This is a genomic window from Pseudomonas sp. HOU2, assembly GCF_040729435.1.
Classification (GTDB): Bacteria; Pseudomonadota; Gammaproteobacteria; order Pseudomonadales; family Pseudomonadaceae; genus Aquipseudomonas.
The window spans coordinates 3,727,881-3,745,962 of the sequence record NZ_CP160398.1 but is presented as its reverse complement, the minus strand read 5'-3'; the positions used below and the strand labels follow the sequence as shown (position 1 = coordinate 3,745,962).

13 protein-coding genes are annotated in these 18,082 nt (G+C 61.7%); 2 read left to right on the top strand and 11 right to left on the bottom strand.

Features of this window, described 5'->3' with window-relative positions; all coding sequences use genetic code 11:
* Window positions 1-65: 65 nt before the first annotated feature.
* The 5 genes from ABV589_RS16980 to hutC all read right to left on the bottom strand — a co-directional run bounded on the left by ABV589_RS16980 (window position 66) and on the right by hutC (window position 6,186).
* A complete protein-coding gene (locus ABV589_RS16980) occupies window positions 66-1,034 on the bottom strand; it encodes an ABC transporter substrate-binding protein (protein WP_027611283.1) in 969 nt (322 codons plus the stop codon).
* A gap of 69 nt (window positions 1,035-1,103) precedes the next feature.
* Entirely contained in the window at window positions 1,104-2,576 is a 1,473-nt protein-coding gene (locus tag ABV589_RS16975) for a cytosine permease (protein ID WP_367082641.1), read from the bottom strand.
* A gap of 153 nt (window positions 2,577-2,729) precedes the next feature.
* Complete coding sequence (gene hutU / locus ABV589_RS16970; protein ID WP_367082639.1) at window positions 2,730-4,430, bottom strand: urocanate hydratase; 1,701 nt, start codon at window positions 4,428-4,430, stop codon at window positions 2,730-2,732.
* 479 nt (window positions 4,431-4,909) lie between these two features.
* Window positions 4,910-5,479: a HutD family protein gene (locus tag ABV589_RS16965; RefSeq protein ID WP_367082638.1), complete on the bottom strand. Its 570-nt coding sequence runs from the start codon at window positions 5,477-5,479 to the stop codon at window positions 4,910-4,912.
* On the bottom strand, window positions 5,476-6,186 hold the full coding sequence (hutC, locus tag ABV589_RS16960; RefSeq protein WP_162803449.1) for a histidine utilization repressor: 711 nt from the start codon (window positions 6,184-6,186) through the stop codon (window positions 5,476-5,478). The genes ABV589_RS16965 and hutC overlap by 4 nt, the downstream gene beginning before the upstream one ends.
* A 146-nt stretch (window positions 6,187-6,332) precedes the next feature.
* Here hutC and ABV589_RS16955 point away from each other — a divergent pair, with 146 nt between their 5' ends.
* Entirely contained in the window at window positions 6,333-7,697 is a 1,365-nt protein-coding gene (locus ABV589_RS16955) for a formimidoylglutamate deiminase (protein ID WP_367082636.1), read from the top strand.
* Window positions 7,698-7,787: 90 nt separating this feature from the next.
* Here ABV589_RS16955 and ABV589_RS16950 read toward each other — a convergent pair whose 3' ends face one another.
* Complete coding sequence (locus ABV589_RS16950) at window positions 7,788-8,357, bottom strand: lipocalin family protein (RefSeq protein ID WP_367082635.1); 570 nt, start codon at window positions 8,355-8,357, stop codon at window positions 7,788-7,790.
* 31 nt (window positions 8,358-8,388) lie between these two features.
* Entirely contained in the window at window positions 8,389-8,643 is a 255-nt protein-coding gene (locus ABV589_RS16945) for a hypothetical protein (protein WP_367082634.1), read from the bottom strand.
* A gap of 281 nt (window positions 8,644-8,924) precedes the next feature.
* On the opposite strand from ABV589_RS16945, the gene ABV589_RS16940 reads away from it, so the two are divergent.
* Window positions 8,925-10,817, top strand: a complete 1,893-nt coding sequence (locus ABV589_RS16940) for a methyl-accepting chemotaxis protein (protein ID WP_202369891.1) — start codon at window positions 8,925-8,927, stop codon at window positions 10,815-10,817.
* A gap of 199 nt (window positions 10,818-11,016) precedes the next feature.
* On the opposite strand, the gene ABV589_RS16935 is transcribed toward ABV589_RS16940, so the two are convergent.
* The 4 genes from ABV589_RS16935 to ABV589_RS16920 form a co-directional block, all read right to left on the bottom strand.
* Entirely contained in the window at window positions 11,017-11,619 is a 603-nt protein-coding gene (locus ABV589_RS16935) for a DUF924 family protein (RefSeq protein ID WP_367082632.1), read from the bottom strand.
* 3 nt (window positions 11,620-11,622) lie between these two features.
* Window positions 11,623-12,633: a class 1 fructose-bisphosphatase gene (locus ABV589_RS16930; protein ID WP_007961744.1), complete on the bottom strand. Its 1,011-nt coding sequence runs from the start codon at window positions 12,631-12,633 to the stop codon at window positions 11,623-11,625.
* A gap of 340 nt (window positions 12,634-12,973) precedes the next feature.
* Window positions 12,974-14,338 (bottom strand): DUF3999 domain-containing protein, encoded by a 1,365-nt coding sequence (locus tag ABV589_RS16925; protein ID WP_367082629.1) that lies wholly within the window; start codon window positions 14,336-14,338, stop codon window positions 12,974-12,976.
* Window positions 14,335-17,922 carry a DUF2339 domain-containing protein gene (locus ABV589_RS16920; RefSeq protein ID WP_367082627.1) on the bottom strand — a complete coding sequence of 1,196 codons (3,588 nt, stop codon included), beginning with the start codon at window positions 17,920-17,922 and terminating at the stop codon, window positions 14,335-14,337. The genes ABV589_RS16925 and ABV589_RS16920 overlap by 4 nt, the downstream gene beginning before the upstream one ends.
* Between the last annotated feature and the right edge of the window lie 160 nt (window positions 17,923-18,082).

Here is an 18,082-nt window from a genome sequence, read left to right as displayed (position 1 = left end):
ATCTCAATCAAGCGATTTACGGCATATCTCCCGGCCAGCCTCACGGTTGACCGGGAGGTATCGACCTACAGCGCCGCGTCGATTTTCTTGGCTGCGTCGTCACTGACCCACGCGTGCCAGACCTCAGGATGTTCCTTGAGGAAGATTTTCGCCAGTTTTGGCGACTCGATACGTTCCTTCGCCATGCGTCCCAGGTTCTGGTTCAGCAGGTCGATCGGCAGGTTGACCTTTTCCAGCACGGCCACCAGCTCTGGCGCCTGTTCGTGGAAAGTTTTCGACAGGCCGACCTTGATGCTCACGCTCTTGTCGACGCCCGGTTTTTCTTCCAGCTTGACCGCGTCGATCTGGCCCATCAGCGGGGTTGGCGACCAGTAATAGAACAGGATCGGCTCGCCACGCTTGTAGCTCGACAGCACCGCCGCATCTAGGGCCGGGCCGGTGCCCGGGCGGAAGTTGGTGTAGGTGTTTTCCAGGCCGTAGCTCTTGAGCATTTCGCTGTTGTCCAGCTCGCAGGTCCAGCCCGCCGGGCAGTTGTAGAAACGGCCCTTGGACGGTTCTTCGGCGTCTTTGAAAACAGCCGCGTACTTGCCCAGGTCGGCGATGTTTTTCAGCTCCGGGGCTTTTGCCTCGATCTTGCGTTTGGCGTCGCCTTCGATCACGTAGCGCGGCACGTACCAGCCTTCGATAGCGCCGACGATCGGGGCGCCGACACCGACGACCTTGCCGGCCTTCTCGGCCTTGTTCCAGACCTCGCTGCGGCCAACCCACTCTTCGGCGAACACTTGAATGTCGTTGCTGCTCAAGGCGTTCTCCATGGTGATGGAGTTGCCCGGCAGGCTGTCGGTCTTGCAGTCGTAACCTTTTTCCAGCACCACTTGCAGCACGTCGGTCAGCAGCATGCCGCTTTCCCAGTTCAGACCGGCGAATTTCACCGGTTTACCGGACTCGCACCAACCGGCTGCCTGAGTGGCACCGGCACTGGCCAGCAGGCCCATGGACAACAGTGTGGTGAGCAGGGTCTTGTTCGATTTCATTGTTGCGACGCTCCTAATCATGAATTGGCTTACGGCAGTCAAGAGGCATCCAGCCCTGTCCACGTCCAATCAGGCCTGCGCCGCAGCGCGCCCGGCCCCACTTTTTTCAGGTGGTACAACGCTGTTCTGCTCGACCGGCAGAATCAGTTGATCAGGCACCGAGCCGTGCCATTTTTTTGCGCACAGGTAATACAGCGCGGCAGGCAGCACCAGACCGATGATCCAGGAGATATCCACATCACCGAGGGCAGCCACCAGCGGGCCGGTGTAGAACTTGGTGGAGATGAACGGCAGTTGCACCAGCACGCCGAACACATAGACGCTGATCCCGAGCAGGTTCCAGCGCCCGTAGCGACCGTTCGGATCGGCCAGCGCCGGCACGTCGTAGCGCTCGCGGGTGATGCAGTAGTAGTCGACCAGGTTGATCGCGCTCCATGGCGTGAAGAACGCCAGCAGGAACAGGATGAACGACTTGAACGCACCGAGGAACGAGTGCTGACCGAGCAAGGCGATCAGGGTGGCCGCGCCGACGATCACCAGCACGAACACCAGCCGTTGCAGGCGCGAGACCGTCAGATGCCCACGGAAGCCGCTGATGATGGTGGCGATGCACATGAAGCTGCCATACGAGTTCAGCGTCGAGATGGTCACTTTGCCGAAGGCGATGCTGAAGTACAGCAGCGCGGCGGTGGCACCGGTGCCGCCCAGACCAACGATGTAGGCCACTTCGTGACCGGCAAACTGGCCGTTGGCCGAAGCTGCCGCGAACACGCCGAGGACCATCGCCACCTGCGCGCCGATGACCGAACCTGCGCCAGCGGCAAAGAAGGTTTTCACCGAGGAAACCTTGCTCGGCAGGTAACGCGAATAGTCCGCCACATAAGGGCCGAACGCGATCTGCCAGGACGCCGCGAGCGACACCGCCAGCAGGAAACTGCTCCAGCTGAAGTGACGGATCTGCAACAGCGCGCCAACATCCACCTGGCTCAGCAAACGGCTGAACAGATACACGAAGGCAATCACGCCGATCACACTGGCAACCCGGCCGATCCAGTGGATCACCCGATAACCGAGCACGGTGACCACCACGATGACACTGGCGAACAGCAGGATGCCGACGGTGTCGCTGACGCCAAACAACTGGCCCAGCGCCTGGCCGGAAAGCACCGTACCGGTGGCGGTGAAGCCCAGGTACATCAGGCACACCAGCACGATCGGGATCGCCGCGCCGTAGACGCCGAATTGCACGCGGCTGGAAATCATCTGCGGCAGGCCCAGTTTCGGCCCTTGCGCCGCATGCAGCGCCATCACCCCGCCGCCCAGCAGTTGACCGATCAACAGACCGATCAACGACCAGAACACATCACCGCCCAGCACCACGGCCAGCGCCCCGGTGACAATCGCAGTGATTTGCAGATTCGCACCCATCCAGAGGGTGAACTGGCTGAACAGACGACCGTGTCTTTCCGCTTCCGGGATGTAGTCGATCGAACGCCTTTCGATCAACGGTTTGTTGCCTGCACGATCGGGGGTTACAGCCATGATTCAACCTCTGTGGATTGTTTTAATTGTTCTCTCGAGCCTACTCGAACCCTTGTGGGAGCTGGCTTGCCAGCGATGACGTCGGCACCTTCAACATCAATTCCGGCAGTGCCACCGCTATCGCTGGCAAGCCAGCTCCCACAGGAATCTGTGTTACTTGCCGCCGGTAATCATCGGCAGGTTCAGGCCCTGCTCCTTCGCGCAATCGATAGCGATCTGGTAACCGGCATCGGCGTGACGCATGACACCGGTCGCCGGGTCGTTGTGCAGCACGCGCGCAATACGCTCGGCCGCTTCGTCAGTACCGTCGCAGACAATCACCATGCCCGAGTGCTGGGAGAAGCCCATGCCCACGCCACCACCGTGGTGCAGCGAGACCCAGGTCGCACCGCTCGCGGTGTTCAGCAGAGCGTTGAGCAGTGGCCAGTCGGACACGGCGTCGGAACCGTCCTGCATCGATTCGGTTTCGCGGTTCGGGCTGGCGACCGAGCCGGAGTCGAGGTGGTCGCGACCGATCACGATCGGTGCCGACAGCTCGCCGCTACGGACCATTTCGTTGAACGCCAGACCGAGCTTGGCGCGCTGGCCCAGGCCGACCCAGCAGATACGCGCTGGCAGACCCTGGAAGCTGATGCGCTCGCGGGCCATGTCCAGCCAGTTGTGCAGGTGCGCGTCGTCCGGGATCAGTTCTTTGACTTTGGCGTCGGTCTTGTAGATGTCCTGCGGGTCACCGGACAGCGCAGCCCAGCGGAACGGGCCGATGCCACGGCAGAACAGTGGGCGGATGTAGGCAGGTACAAAGCCTGGGAAGTCGAATGCGTTTTCCACGCCTTCTTCCTGCGCCATCTGACGGATGTTGTTGCCGTAGTCGAAGGTCGGGATGCCTTGCTTCTGGAACGCCAGCATCGCTTTGACGTGGACCGCCATCGATTGCTTGGCGGCTTTGATCACGGCAGCCGGCTCGGTCTTGGCGCGGGCGCGGTACTCGTCCCAGGTCCAGCCCGCCGGCAGGTAGCCGTTCAGTGGGTCGTGGGCGCTGGTCTGGTCGGTGACCATGTCCGGGCGCACGCCACGCTTGACCAGTTCCGGGAGGATTTCTGCCGCGTTGCCCAGCAGGGCGATGGAGATCGCTTTGCCTTCGGCGGTGTATTTGGCGATGCGCGCCAGGGCGTCGTCGAGGTCTTTGGCCTGCTCGTCGACATAACGGCTTTTCAGGCGGAAATCGATGCTCACCTGCTGGCATTCGATGTTCAACGAGCAGGCACCGGCCAGGGTAGCGGCCAGTGGCTGAGCACCGCCCATGCCCCCCAGACCTGCGGTGAGCACCCACTTGCCTTTGAGGTTGTCGTTGTAGTGCTGGCGACCGGCTTCGACGAAAGTTTCGTAGGTGCCCTGAACGATGCCCTGGCTGCCGATGTAGATCCAGCTGCCGGCGGTCATCTGGCCGTACATGGCCAGGCCTTTGGCGTCGAGTTCGTTGAAGTGTTCCCAGCTCGCCCAGTGCGGCACCAGGTTGGAGTTGGCGATCAGTACGCGCGGAGCGTTGCTGTGAGTCTTGAACACGCCGACCGGCTTGCCGGATTGCACCAGCAGGGTCTCGTCGTCGTTCAGATTGGTCAGGCTCTCGACGATCTTGTCGTAGCACTCCCAGTTACGCGCAGCGCGACCGATGCCACCGTAGACCACCAGCTCTTTCGGGTTCTCGGCCACTTCCGGATCGAGGTTGTTCATCAGCATGCGCAGCGGCGCTTCGGTCAGCCAGCTCTTGGCGGTCAGCTTGTTGCCGCGGGCAGCGCGGATCTCGACGTCACGTCTCTTTGTATAAACGGCAGTTGTAGGCTTATTGTCAGTCACGAAAAAGACTCCTCAGCGATCAATTCAAACCAACCCTGGCAGTGGGCAAGCAGCCTGTGCGCCTCAATGCGCACAAGCGAATCAGTGGACGCTGCGGACTTATACGCATACGTCTTTACTTGTACATACAAGCATATGCAATCAAGCGGCCAACTTGTTGGAGGCGCGTTCAGGAAAAATGGCGGACAGGGCTGCAGAGCGCCTGAGACAAGGGTTGCAGCGTGGATAAAAATTTTTGCGGGGAGGAATTGAGGTAGCGGAGGATCGTTACGAACCCGTGGTTTTGCGCCACGCTGGGGCGTTCGGTAACAAGTTGGTGCGCCGAGGGAAACAGGAATTGACATGCAATTGTGGCGAGGGAGCTTGCTCCCGCTGGAGACCGAAGGGCTCCCATTCCGGCATTTACCGAAATGGGGCCGCTTCGCAGCCCAGCGGGAGCAAGCTCCCTCGCCACAATGTGTTTTATATGAGCAGAAGGATCAGCGCGCTGTCAGCTCGATCACGCAGCACGCGGCATTCACCGCCACTTCAACCAGACCGCTGTTACCGTCCAGTTGCAGGCAATCATGGCGCCCCAGTTGCGCGACGCTGTCAGCGACTGTCGCCTCAAGCAGCTTACTGACACTGAACACCAGCACCGTCGATGCCGAGCTGAAGAACCGCTGCTCGCCATCCAGCCACTGCAGCCGCGCGCTGTAACGCTGCGGCGCGTAGATCAGGTTGAAATCGCGGATCGCGCCGCCGAGCAAGGTGCAGGACACCTGACTCTCACCGCTGAAGGCAAACGGGTCCAGCGGTAACAGCGGCCGGGTGTCGTCGCCGTCGACGCACAGGGTCATGCCGTCGCCCTGCAGTACCGTGATCACCCGCTGGTAACCGGCAAAGGTCGAGAAACCACCGGACTCGGCAATGTCGGCAATCGACAGGCGCCAGCCAAAACCATCCAGACCTGCACCGGCGTCACGGGTGATTTCCTCGGTGCTGCCGCCGCCGTTTTTCCACGGCATGCGCGGGTAGCCTTCAGCGCGTAAAACCTTTACCTGACTCATTTATGAAAGCGTCCTTCCAGACGATGACGGGAACCTGGGTGAATCAAACGTGCGGCGGTCACCGGCTGACGCCCCGACCAAGTGCGGCGACGGATCAGCAGGCACGGCTCGCCTTTTTCGATCTGCAGCAACTTGCACTCGGACGGCTCGGCGAGGATCGCTTCGACCACGTGCTCGCCTTCGGTCAGTGGCGCAACCTGGTTGAGATAGGCGTAAGGCGTCTGCAGGGTGAAGTCCTGCTTGAGGTATTCCGGGGCGACCAGCGCGTTGACGAAGCGGTCTTCGATTTGCACCGGAATGTCGTTTTCGTAATGCACGATCAGCGAGTGGAAGACCTTCTGCCCTTCGCGCATGTCCAGCGCCAGCGCGCGCTCGGAGCCGGCAGCCTCTTCTTCGAGGGTGATCACCTGGCAGGTGTGGCGATGGCCACGGGAGGCGATTTCGTCAGCGATGTTGTGCACTTCGAACAGCGCGGACTGGCTTTTCGGTTCGGCGACGAACGTACCGACGCCTTGCATGCGCACCAGCAAGCCGTCGGCAGTCATCTCGCGCAAGGCACGGTTGATGGTCATGCGGCTGAAACCGAGCTGGCTGACCAGTTCGCTTTCCGACGGCACGCGGTAGTGCGGCGGCCAGTTACCGCTGTCGATCTGCTGGGTGATCATCTGCTTGACGCGGGCGTACAAGGGCGCCGGACTGTCGCCCATGTTCGCGGCCAACGGGGAGACTGGAGGCGGAGTCGGCACGGTTGATCCCTGTTCATTGGATGAAGGTTGCTAGCTTGCCGGAGTTTACCGGGCAGGCAAACGTCTGTATATGTATATACAAATAACACACGATGGGGTGCTGAACCATGTCCGCTTTCTTTGCCGAACGCGCGCTGCTGCCTAACGGATGGGCCAACAATGTACGTCTTGAGGTCAGCGCCGATGGCGTGCTGACCCAAATCCTGGCCGATTCCACCGCAGACGGCGCCGAACGGCTGAGCGGTCCGCTGCTGCCGGGCATGCCCAATCTGCACTCCCACGCCTTCCAGCGTGCGATGGCCGGGCTGGCCGAAGTAGCCGGCAATCCCAATGACAGTTTCTGGACCTGGCGCGACCTGATGTATCGGCTCGTCGGAAAAATCAGCCCCGAGCAACTCGGCGTTATCGCCCGCCAGCTGTACATCGAGATGCTCAAGGCCGGTTACACCTCGGTCGCTGAATTCCACTATGTGCACCACGACAGCAGCGGCCAGCCTTATGCCGATCCGGCCGAGCTGGCGCTGCGCATCAGTCAGGCCGCCAGCGAAAGCGGCATCGGTCTGACCCTGCTGCCGGTGCTCTACAGCCACTCGGGTTTCGGCGGCCAGACGCCGAACGACGGTCAGCGTCGCTTCATCAACAGCACCGAAAATTACCTGAACCTGCAATCGCGCTTGCAGCCATTATTGGCTCAGCAAAAAGCGCAATCGCTGGGTCTGTGCTTCCACTCGTTGCGCGCGGTCACTCCACAGCAAATCAGCGAAGTACTGGCCGCCAGCGACAAGCAGTGCCCGGTGCACATTCACATCGCCGAACAGCAGAAGGAAGTCGATGACTGCCTGAGCTGGAGCGGTCGCCGCCCGTTGCAATGGCTCTACGAAAACATTGAGGTCGATCAGCGCTGGTGCCTGGTCCACGCGACCCACGCCAACCCGGAAGAAGTCACGCTGATGGCCAAGAGTCGCGCCATCGCCGGGCTGTGCCTCACCACTGAAGCGAATCTGGGCGACGGGATTTTCCCGGCGGTGGATTTCCTCGCTCAGGGCGGGCGCATGGGCATCGGCTCCGACAGCCATGTGTCGCTCAGTGTGGTCGAGGAATTGCGTTGGCTGGAATACGGCCAGCGTCTGCGTGATCAGCGGCGTAACCGTTTGTATGGCGCGGATCAGCCGATGGTCGGGCGCACATTGTATGACGCAGCGCTGGACGGCGGCGCCCAGGCTTTGGGACAGCCGATTGGTGCGCTGGAAGTCGGCAAGCGGGCGGACTGGATTGTGCTCGATGGCAATGATCCGTATCTGGCCACCGCCAGTGGCGACGGGATTCTGAATCGCTGGTTGTTCGCCGGTGGCGATCGTCAGGTGCGCGATGTGCTGGTCAACGGCCAGTGGGTGGTGCGCGATGGGCGGCATGCGGGCGAAGAGCAAAGCGCTCGGGCGTTCACCCAGGTTCTGCGCGACCTGCTGGGCTAAGAAAAGCAAAAGATCGCAGCCTGCGGCAGCTCCTACATGGAAATGTGAGGGTTCCTGTAGGAGCTGCCGAAGGCTGCGATCTTTTCGCTGTTAATTCGAAGTCTTCGCCATCTGCCGATCCGACGCCCGCCAGATCAACCGGGTAGTATCGTAACCCTGCTGACGCGCCTTGCTCAGCAACTCCTCGCGCACTACGCCATTGACCGTCGGCGTGCGCGACAGCAACCACATGTACTTGCGGCTCGGGTCGCCGACGATGGCGGTCTTGTAGTCGTCGCTGACGTACAACACCCAGTATTCGCCTTTCGCCACACCCGGAATCAAGCGCGAGAACCAGGTATCGAACTCGACCCACAACTTGTCGGTCTTGCCCGGCACCTGTGGATAAGCCGTGCCCTTGACCTCTTCCCACTGCCAGTCCGCAGTCAGGCAGCGATTGAGCACATCGACGTTACCATCGGACTTGAGCGAGTAATGCGCTTCGGACTGCGCGCAGTTGCGCTGGAAGTACATCGGTAGGCGCGCCAGTTCGTACCAGGTGCCCTGATACCGCTTGAGGTTGACGCTGTGGACTGTCTTGGGCGCCAGCGGATCTTCACCATGCGTGGCACAGCCAGCCAGTACCAGGCCGGCAAAAAGAACAAACAATAACCGCTTCATTATTTTTCTCCCGTGGGCGCTTGGCCCCGGTTTACTTCAGGCCTTGGCCGGAAAACATCAACACTTTGTCACCGGCGTACTGCACGCTGATAAAGCTTTTCTGGTCGCCCCAGGTGCAACTGGACATGCCGAGCGCGCCCGAGCAGTCGGTGGGTTTGCCGAGCAGCGTCTCCACTTCGGCCTTGGCCATGCCGGCCGAAAGCTTGGAATAGTTTTCCTGATTGACCTTGCTGCACGCGGTCAGCAGCACGCAAAAAGTCAGAAGGGCGATAGATCGCAGCGACATGAAGTAACTCCTGGAACGAGGGGGGATGGCATGGTGCCAACCAGAAGCTTAGAAGAGAAAACCCTCATCTGGTTCCGTGCAACGAGGGCTATTTATTTGCCCGCTCGTCTGGCTTTTACCTTTAAATCAGACACTTTGCAGGGCCTTTGAGCATTTCGTCGCATTTCCCGAAAGACGCCTAATCTTTGGCGCGCGGCGGTCGAAATAAGAGCAGCGCAAAGCCCCCAAGTGTGGCAAATTGCCGCCCTTTCTCGACCAGCCCCTTCGCGGTAGTTCATTCGATGACCAGAAACATGAAATTCAGCCACAAGATCTTGTTGGCTGCCGCCCTCGTGGTGGCCGTTGCGTTCGCCTGTTTCATTTTGTTCAACGACTATCGACAGCGCGAAGCCCTGAGCAGCAGCACCGAAGCGTCGATGCAGGAACTGGGCAGCCTGACCACCAGCAACATCCAGACCTGGCTGGAAAGCCGTATCCAGTTGCTGCAATCGTTGTCGCAACAGGTCGCCGCCGACGGCAGCGCCCCGGCCAGCCTGAAACGCATCATCGACCTGCCCGCCTACACCGGTAATTTCCAGCTCAGCTACTTCGGCGGCGCTGACGGCGTGATGTTCTCGGTGCCCGCCGGCAACCGCGCGCCGGACTACGACCCGCGCGCCCGTGGCTGGTACAAGGCCGCCAACAGCGCCCAGCAGACCATCGTCACCGAACCCTACATCGCCGCATCGTCGGGCAAACTGGTGATCACCGTCGCCACCCCGGTGCAGCGCCAGGGCCAGATGATCGGTGTGGCCGGTGCCGACATCGATCTGACCAGCGTCAGCGCGATCATCAACTCGCTCAACTTTGGCGGCCACGGCCATGCGTTCATTGTCAGCGCCGACGGCAAGATCCTGATTCACCCGGACAGCAAACTGGTGCTCAAAACCCTCGCCGAGGCCTACCCGAACGGCGCACCGAAAGTCAGTCCGGGCCTGAAAGAAGTCGAGTTCGACGGCAAGACTCAGCTGATCTCCTTCACCCGCGTCAACGGCGTGCCTTCGGCTGACTGGTACGTGGCGCTGGTGCTGGACAAAGACACAGCGTTCTCGATGCTCAGCGAGTTCCGCACCTCGGCGCTGATCGCCATGGTGATCGCGGTGGTGATCATCATCGCCCTGCTCGGCATGTTGATTCGCGTGCTGATGCAACCGCTGCTGACCATGGGCCGCGCCATGCATGACATCGCCGAAGGTGAAGGCGACCTGACCAAACGTCTGGTGATCCACGGCCACGATGAGTTCGGCGCACTGGGCCTGTCGTTCAACCGCTTCGTCGAGCGTATTCACACCTCGATCCGTGAAGTGTCCTCGGCCACCGGCCAGGTCAACGAAGTCGCCCTGCGCGTGGTCGCGGCGTCGAACTCGTCGATGTACAACTCCGACCAGCAGGCCAGCCGCACCAACAGCGTGGCCGCCGCGATCAACCAGCTCGGCGCCGCCGCCCAGGAAATCGCCCAGAACGCCGCCCTCGCCTCGCAGCACTCCAGCGATGCGCGCAGCCTGGCGGTCGATGGTCAGCAGGTTGTGGATAAAACCATCCACGCCATGCAGCAGCTGTCGGCAAAGATCAGCGACTCCTGCGGCAACATCGAAACCCTCAACAGCAACACGGTGAACATCGGGCAGATTCTGGAAGTGATCACCAGCATCTCGCAGCAGACCAATTTGCTGGCGCTCAACGCTGCGATCGAAGCCGCCCGCGCCGGTGAGGCTGGCCGTGGTTTCGCCGTGGTCGCTGACGAAGTGCGCAACCTCGCCCACCGCACCCAGGACTCGGCGCAGCAAGTGCAAAAGATGATCGAAGAACTGCAAGTCGGCGCGCGTCAGGCCGTGAGCATCATGACCGAGAGCCAGCGCGAGAGCGAAAGCAGCGTCGGCATCGCCAACCAGGCCGGCGAACGTCTGGGCAGCGTGACCCAGCGCATCGGCGAGATCGACGGGATGAACCAGTCGGTGGCTACCGCGACCGAGGAGCAGACCGCGGTGGTCGAGTCGATCAACGTCGACATCAACGAGATCAACACGCTGAACCAGGAAGGTGTGGAGAACCTGCAGGCGACCTTGCGCGCTTGTTCGGATCTGGAGCAGCAGGCGGCGCGCTTGAAGCAACTGGTGGGTAGCTTCCGGATCTAAGATCAAGAGCCACCCCTCACCCCAGCCCTCTCCCCCAAGGGGGCGAGGGGGGAAGGGAGTAGATCTTCAAGCTTTTCAAACCTGAGTTCGACTGGATGCTTCAGGTCGATGTATAGCGACAGACCACCTCGGTCAGTCCCCTCTCCCTCCGGGAGAGGGTTAGGGTGAGGGCTGGTTGTTGAGGTTGCCGAGAATCGTCCTAAAAACGCGAACCCGGCTCTTTCAAAAACGCCAACTCCTCAGCTGTCGACTCCCTCCCCAACACCGCATTGCGATGCGGAAACCGTCCAAACCGCGCAATCACTTTCCGATGCCGCTCGGCATAGTCCAGATTGTCGGCAAACACCGCCCGCTCGCTTTCCGGCTGCTCAGCCAGCAGATCGATAAAGCGCGAAACGGCTTCGTTCTGCACCGCGAGGTTTTCGCAGTGTTCGAACACCAGATAAATGAATACCCGCTGAATCGGCTTCAGTTGCCGATCGAAGTCCGCGGCAATGCCCTGCGCGACAAGTTTCTGCGCACGAAGATCGCCAGAGAATGCTTTGGGTGTATCGCGAAAGATCATGCGCGGCAGTTGATCGAGCAGCAGCACCACGGCCAGCCAACCTTCCGGACGTTGCGTCCAATCGGTCAATTCGCCAGCGAGGGCCTGATCGACAAAGACCCCGAAACGCTCACGCGCTTCGAGGTCTTGGCTGTCACGCTTGCCGAACCACAACTTGCCCTTGTCAGCCGATATCTCATCCGGTGATTCGGCGTGTCCGAACCACCAATCGAGCAACGGCTGCCAAGGCGCGGTCATGGTTTATTCCTTGTGGTAGGCCGTAGCGCGGGCGACTTCTTCTTTCGAACCAAGGAACACCGCTACGCGCTGGTGCAGGCCTTCCGGCTGAATGTCGAGGATGCGCTGGTGACCGTCGGTTGACGCGCCGCCGGCCTGTTCCACCAGGAACGACATCGGGTTGGCTTCGTACATCAGACGCAGTTTGCCGGGCTTGGATGGCTCACGGCTGTCGCGTGGGTACATGAACAGTCCGCCACGGGTCAGGATGCGGTGTACGTCGGCCACCATCGCCGCGACCCAGCGCATGTTGTAGTTCTTCTTCAGCGGGCCTTCTTCGCCGGCCAGCAGTTCGCTGACGTAGCGTTGTACCGGGGCTTCCCAGTGGCGCTGGTTGGACATGTTGATCGCGAATTCCTGGGTGGTTTCAGGAATGGTGATGTCTTCGTGGGTCAGCACGAAGCTGCCCATTTCGCGGTCCAGGGTGAAGCCTTTGACCCCGTCGCCCAGGGTCAGTACCAGCATGGTCTGCGGGCCGTAGATCGCGTAACCGGCAGCCACCTGCTGGGTGCCTGGCTGCAAGAAGGCTTTTTCGTTCAGTGGCTCATTCTGGCTCAGGTATTCGTTCGGGCAACGCAGTACCGAGAAGATGGTGCCAACCGGAGCGTTGATGTCGATGTTCGACGAGCCGTCCAGTGGGTCGAACACCAGCAGGTACGCGCCTTTCGGGTATTTGCCCGGGATCTGGTAGGCATTGTCCATTTCTTCGGACGCCATGCCGGCCAGGTGACCGCCCCATTCGTTGGCTTCGAGCAGGATTTCGTTCGACAGCACGTCGAGTTTCTTCTGCACTTCGCCTTGGACGTTTTCAGTGCCCATGCTGCCCAGAACACCGCCCAGGGCGCCTTTGGACACGGCGTGGCTGATCTCTTTGCAGGCACGCGCCACCACTTCGATCAGGAAGCGCAGATCGGCAGGAGTGTTATTGCTGCGGGTCTGCTCAATCAAATAGCGACTCAGGGTAACGCGGGACATGGACGGCTCCGGTGGAATGGGGGGCTAAAAACCCGCGCAGTTTACAGGGAGTCTGAAAACGTAGCGAGCGATGACGCCCGGTAACGTGCATTGGGGCGCAATTGCTTGTATCAGACGTGATCGGGTCGAGAGAGTTCATGCACCGCAATCAGCGTAGTCCGGTTCGGGACGGGTGGTGGTTGAGTTGATAGCGGCAGTTTGCGGATTTTTATTGATTGATCGACCGACATCGCTGGCAAGCCAGCTCCCACAAGGACTTCGGTCGCTCACCTGTTTTGCGTACACCAAATAACCTGTGGGAGCTGGCTTGCCAGCGATTGGCGCGCAGCGCCAGCCATTCTCAGGAATTGGCAGGTGGCTTACGCAACAAGCTGAACGCCATCGCTCCGAGAAAAACCACACTCACCAGCAACACCGCCCACAGGCCGATCTTCTTCCAGTTGGTCTCGGCCACTGCCGCCGTAGTCGCCGGCGCAGCCTGTGTGGCAACCACTTCACCTTGCACCGTTGCCTTGCCCAGCGCCGCGAGTTTCTCCGGTTTGAAATCCGGAATCAGCGTGCTCAGCGGCAGGTTCGCGGTTTTCACCGTCGGATTGCCCAGCGCCAGGCTGTAAGGCCCGTCACCTCGTGCGAGGAAAATCACCTGCGTCGCCCGCACCGCGTATTTCAGACTCGGTGCCTGCTCGCCCAGACCGCCGCCACGCTCATCCACGCTCAGTTTCAGCTGCTGCACAGTCTGCCCGTACACCTGCAATTCGTTCTGCACCACGTCCTGACCGTTCTGGGTCAGGCGATACAGCAAACCATTGCTCAGCGTCTGCCACGGCAGGCTGCTTTCTCGGCGACCGGCGAGAGTGACCGGCGCCAGACTGTTCGGCTGCTTCAGCTCGACCTGCACCCGCTCGACATTCAGCCCCATCGGCAACTGCCAGATGTACTCGCCGGACTTGGTGCTGCTGCCCGCCAGCGCTTGCGACCAGACCAACGGCAGCGGCACGTTACGCGGATCGCTGCTTTTCAGTTGCGCCGACGTGAGGATTGGCGCCGAGGTTGGCGCATCCCACAGCAGGCGCAGATAGCGCGCAGATTGCCCCGGCAGCGTCACCTCATGCTGTTCGATGCGCTCGTCGGAAAAGGTCAGGCGTGCCACCTGCCCCTCACCCCACGCCTGCCAATGCTGCAAGTCATCACTGGCCTCGATGCTGAAGCGCTGGAAGCCGTCGCGTTCGCTGGTCCAGTCGAGGATCAGTTGCTGCAGCGGCGCCTTGATCGCACTGGCATCGAGCAGCCAGCCACGCAGCACTTCTTCGCCGGCCTCCAGTTGCGTCGACGGCTGCACTTCCACCAGGGTGCCGGTGGTGGTCGATTGCACGCGCACGTTCGGCGCGCGCTCACTGGCGTCGGCGGCGTTGTACAGCGGGAACCACTTCACCTCATGCAACTGACCGTCGTCGCGGGTCTGCGCCGATTCCCGGGCCAGGGCGTAGGCTTGCGGCTCGCCGGCAGCGTTGAATACGCGCAGGTCGCTGAGATCAGTCTGGCGTGCCTGCAATTGCGCGCTCAGCGGCAGGTCGAGGCGATACCAGGGGCCATTGCCGCTCACCATCAGCGGCACCTGCGTGGCGAAGTCCGCCGGTTTTTCCTGGGCGCCGGCAGCCATCACCACGCCCAACGCCAACCACCCCAGATTCAGCATGCGACTCAAGATGAAACTCCTTCGGTATCCGGTGCGGGTTTGTCCGCCACCGGTTCGGCTTCGACGCGTTTCGGTGGCAGTGGTGCGAAATAGCCCACCACCAGCAGCAACACGCCGACCCCGATAAACGAGACGATCCGGGCGAGGCCGCCACGGTTGCTCAATTCGACAAAAATCAGTTTGGCCACCACCAGCGCAATCAGCGCCGCGCCGATCAGCCACACTTCGCGCCGGTGACGCAGGTGTCCGCCGATCATCAGCCCCAACGCCATCAAGGTCCAGACGATGGACAACCCGGCCTGCACCAGCATCGATTCGAGCAGCAGATCCAGCTCGAACGGAATCCCCGCCCAATGGTGCGCAGCACGGGTCACCAACGCGGTGCAGAAAGCGAACAGCGAAACCCCGGCGACCAGTTGTGTGGCGTACTCGGCGTAATCCTTGCGCAGGGCAAACTGCGTCACCGCATGCCGCGACCACACGTACACCCCGAACAGGGCGAACAGCAGGCCCAGTTCCAGCGGGTTGATCAGCGGCACGTACGGCAGCGGTTCGGCGTTGCCGTCGCTGAAGCCGTTGGCCAGCCAGAACCACGCGAGCATCAGCACTGCCAAGGGCGCAGCGGCATACAAACGGTATTCGCGCGCAAAGGCCGCCACCGGCCATGGCCATTTACGCGGAGCCGCCGCCAGCAACAGATACAGACTCGGCAGGATCGCCCAGCCCAGCCAGCGCCACGCGTTGTATTGTTCGGACAACAGCAGCAAGCCGTAGCGCAACTCCAGCGCCAACACGCCGATCAGCAGCCAGCAACCCAGCACGTGCGCCGTGCTCAAGGCCCGCGCCGGCAGCATCGGCGCCAGACGCCGCAGGCTGAAGAAGTGCACGACGAACACCAATACCCACGCCAGCCAGCCGAAGTTCGCCGCCGGGTGATAACGCGCATACCACGCCGCCAGCAGCACCAGCCCCGCCGCCGGAATCAGCAAAGTGCAGAGCAAGCCCAGCGCCGGCCATTTCAGACGCAGCGACAACAGCGTCCACAGCGCCACACTCAGCGCGGCAATCAGCAGCAACAGCGTCGCCTGCAGATTCAGCGGCGCAAAACGCAGCACCTCACTCACCCACGCCAACGCCCACCAACCGGCGCCCCACACCAGCAGCACTTCAGACAGGCGTTGCAAACTCAGCGCATCGAAGGCCGAGGCGTGATTGCCCAGTTGCAGACGCCAGGCACCGACCAGCGCGGCCAGCCCCAGTACCAGCGGCGTCCAGAAACCGCCATGGGCCAACGGCCGCAGTCCTTCGCTGGACAGCGGCCCGAGCAACTCGGGGCCGGCCAACAAGAACGCCGCGCCACCGATCAACTGCAACAACAGCCCAAAGACAAAACTCACGCGCTGTTTGAGGTACAGGCTCAGCCAGATGATCAACAGACCGCTCGCCGCCCACACCGCACTCGCGGTTTGCCACGGCAGCACGAACAGCACCGCCAGATTGATCAGCACCAACCCCGCCAGCAACACCACCGACAACCCGCGTAGCAGCCGCACATCGCCGCGCACCATCTCGTCGCGCGCCGCCAGCAACATGCCGCCGATCAACGCCAGACCAATCACGGATGCGCTGAGCAAACCACTCCACCCGGCGCTGAACACCGCCGCCGAATCCTCGCCTGCACCTTGCAGGCGCAACAGGAACAACGCAACGCCGAGCAACTGCACAGCGAACGCGGTGAACAGGAACGTGCGCGATTGCAGGCGCAGGCCGACAAACAAGGTCACCAATCCGGCCAAGGCCCAACTGATCGCTGTTGCCTGAACAAAGAAAAACAGTGGTGCCAGCAGGTACAGGAAGGTCAGGCCCAGCGCCGCCAGCACCGGCAAACCCTGACGCTCCCACGGCGATGCCTGTTCCGGCGTGGCTTTGCGCAACTGATAGAAACTGAACAGCAGCGCGATACCGAGCATCAATGCGCCCAACGGTGCGCCGTCGAGCAGGCTGCTTTCGCCGACCCGCAACTGACTGAGGAACGCCAGCGCCGAACCCAGTTGCAGCAGCAAGGCAAACGCTCGGGCGAACGGTCGCTGCTGACGCAAGCCGAGCCAGAAAATCCCCGCGCCCTCCACGGCCCACGCCGCCGAAGTCCAGCGCGCATCGAGGCCCAGCGGGATCGCCAGGCTGGCGAAAATCACCCCCAGCGCCAGACAGGTTTCACCCAGCAACAAGGCGCGACCGCCCATCAACACCCGCGCCAGGCCCATGTAGATCACGCCCAGTGCCAGTGCACTGAACGCGGCGGCGAACTCCAGGTGCTGCACCAGCGCAAACTGCAGACCGAAGCCAACGATCGGCGGGCCGAACAGCATCGTGCCGTCGACGTAATCGCCCTTGCGCGCCGACCAGTGCAGCAGCGCCTCGCGATCGTCGTCCGCTGGCGCATCGGGCATGTCGAGCAACTTGCGCCGGGCAAACAACAGGCCGATGCCCAGGTACATCAGGAAGAACAGGATCAGGAACGGCTCGGTGCTCCACAGCAATTCAGGCGCGTAGGAACGCAAGCCCCAGGCGAAACCGATGCCGAACGTGCCGACGAACCCGATCAGGTTAAGCAGGCGCCAGGCCTTGAACCAGGCGATGGCGAGAATGCCGGCGTTGAGCAAGGCGAAATAGCTGAACAGCGCGACATGATTGCCCTCCCCGGTCGAGGTCAGGATTGGCGCGGCGAAACCGCCCAATGCTGCAGCCGCTGCCAGCCCCAGCGCATCCTGAGTGATGGCGAGAATCGCCGAAAACACCGTCACTGCTACCAGCAAACCCAACGCGGCAGACGGATCGAGCAACGGATGCAGACGCATCGCCGCAAACACCGTCAGGTACAGCACCGCGATCCCGGTGCCCTGCAGAATCAGCGCATAACTGCTGTTGCGTTTGCGCAGCCACCAACCCAGCGCCAGCAGGGCCAACGCTGCCGCCGCGACGCCGGCATAACGCAATTCGATCGGCACCACCATGCCTTCGGTGGCATAGCGCAGCAGGAAAGCCAGACCGAAGAACAGCAGCACCACGCCGACCCGCAGCACGGTGTTGCCACCGAACAGCCAGTTGCGCGCAGCGCTGATGCCGCGCTCGATCAGGTTCGGGCCACGGGGTTCGGCGGGTTGTGCAGGTTGTGCTGGCTCGGCGGTGACGGCATCCAGATGCCAGACATCGGCCGGCAGCGGCTGACTAGATTCGCTGGCAACGGCAGAGATCGGTTCGAGCTCGGGTGGGAGTTCCCAGACCAGATCCGGCGCGTCGGCGGGTGCTTGTTCGGCGACGATGGCAGGCTCGCTGACCGGTTCCGCACTTGCCGCTGGCACCGCGTGAGAGGGAGAGCCTTCCAGCAGATACAGGCGCTGCGCGACGCCTTGCAAGGCCGCTTTTGTCTGTTCAAGTTGGCGCTGTTGCTCTGCAGCCTGCGAGCCAAGCCGGGCGATGCGCAGCGTCTGCCCGATCACAAGCCCGAGCAGTGCACCCAGCAACGCGGCGCTGAACGACTCGTCGAGCAGCCAGCCGAGCAGCAGCCCGATCAACATGAACATCCATTGCATGGTCGATATCCCTAAGCGCAAAGGCCAATCCGGGAAGATTAGCGCAGCCTGATCCAAAAAGATCGCAGCCTTCGGCAGCTCCTACAGGGTTATGTGAACACCCATGTAGGAGCTGCCGAAGGCTGCGATCTTTTCCGGCGCGCTGATTATATCGAGCCGA

Coding starts and splice junctions, on each gene's coding strand:
- ABV589_RS16980 (WP_027611283.1), bottom strand. CDS start 1,034: ATGAAATCGAACAAGACCCTGCTCACCACACTGTTGTCCATGGGCCTG.
- ABV589_RS16975 (WP_367082641.1), bottom strand. CDS start 2,576: ATGGCTGTAACCCCCGATCGTGCAGGCAACAAACCGTTGATCGAAAGG.
- ABV589_RS16965 (WP_367082638.1), bottom strand. CDS start 5,479: ATGAGTCAGGTAAAGGTTTTACGCGCTGAAGGCTACCCGCGCATGCCG.
- hutC (WP_162803449.1), bottom strand. CDS start 6,186: ATGGGCGACAGTCCGGCGCCCTTGTACGCCCGCGTCAAGCAGATGATC.
- ABV589_RS16955 (WP_367082636.1), top strand. CDS start 6,333: ATGTCCGCTTTCTTTGCCGAACGCGCGCTGCTGCCTAACGGATGGGCC.
- ABV589_RS16950 (WP_367082635.1), bottom strand. CDS start 8,357: ATGAAGCGGTTATTGTTTGTTCTTTTTGCCGGCCTGGTACTGGCTGGC.
- ABV589_RS16945 (WP_367082634.1), bottom strand. CDS start 8,643: ATGTCGCTGCGATCTATCGCCCTTCTGACTTTTTGCGTGCTGCTGACC.
- ABV589_RS16940 (WP_202369891.1), top strand. CDS start 8,925: ATGACCAGAAACATGAAATTCAGCCACAAGATCTTGTTGGCTGCCGCC.
- ABV589_RS16935 (WP_367082632.1), bottom strand. CDS start 11,619: ATGACCGCGCCTTGGCAGCCGTTGCTCGATTGGTGGTTCGGACACGCC.
- ABV589_RS16930 (WP_007961744.1), bottom strand. CDS start 12,633: ATGTCCCGCGTTACCCTGAGTCGCTATTTGATTGAGCAGACCCGCAGC.
- ABV589_RS16920 (WP_367082627.1), bottom strand. CDS start 17,922: ATGCAATGGATGTTCATGTTGATCGGGCTGCTGCTCGGCTGGCTGCTC.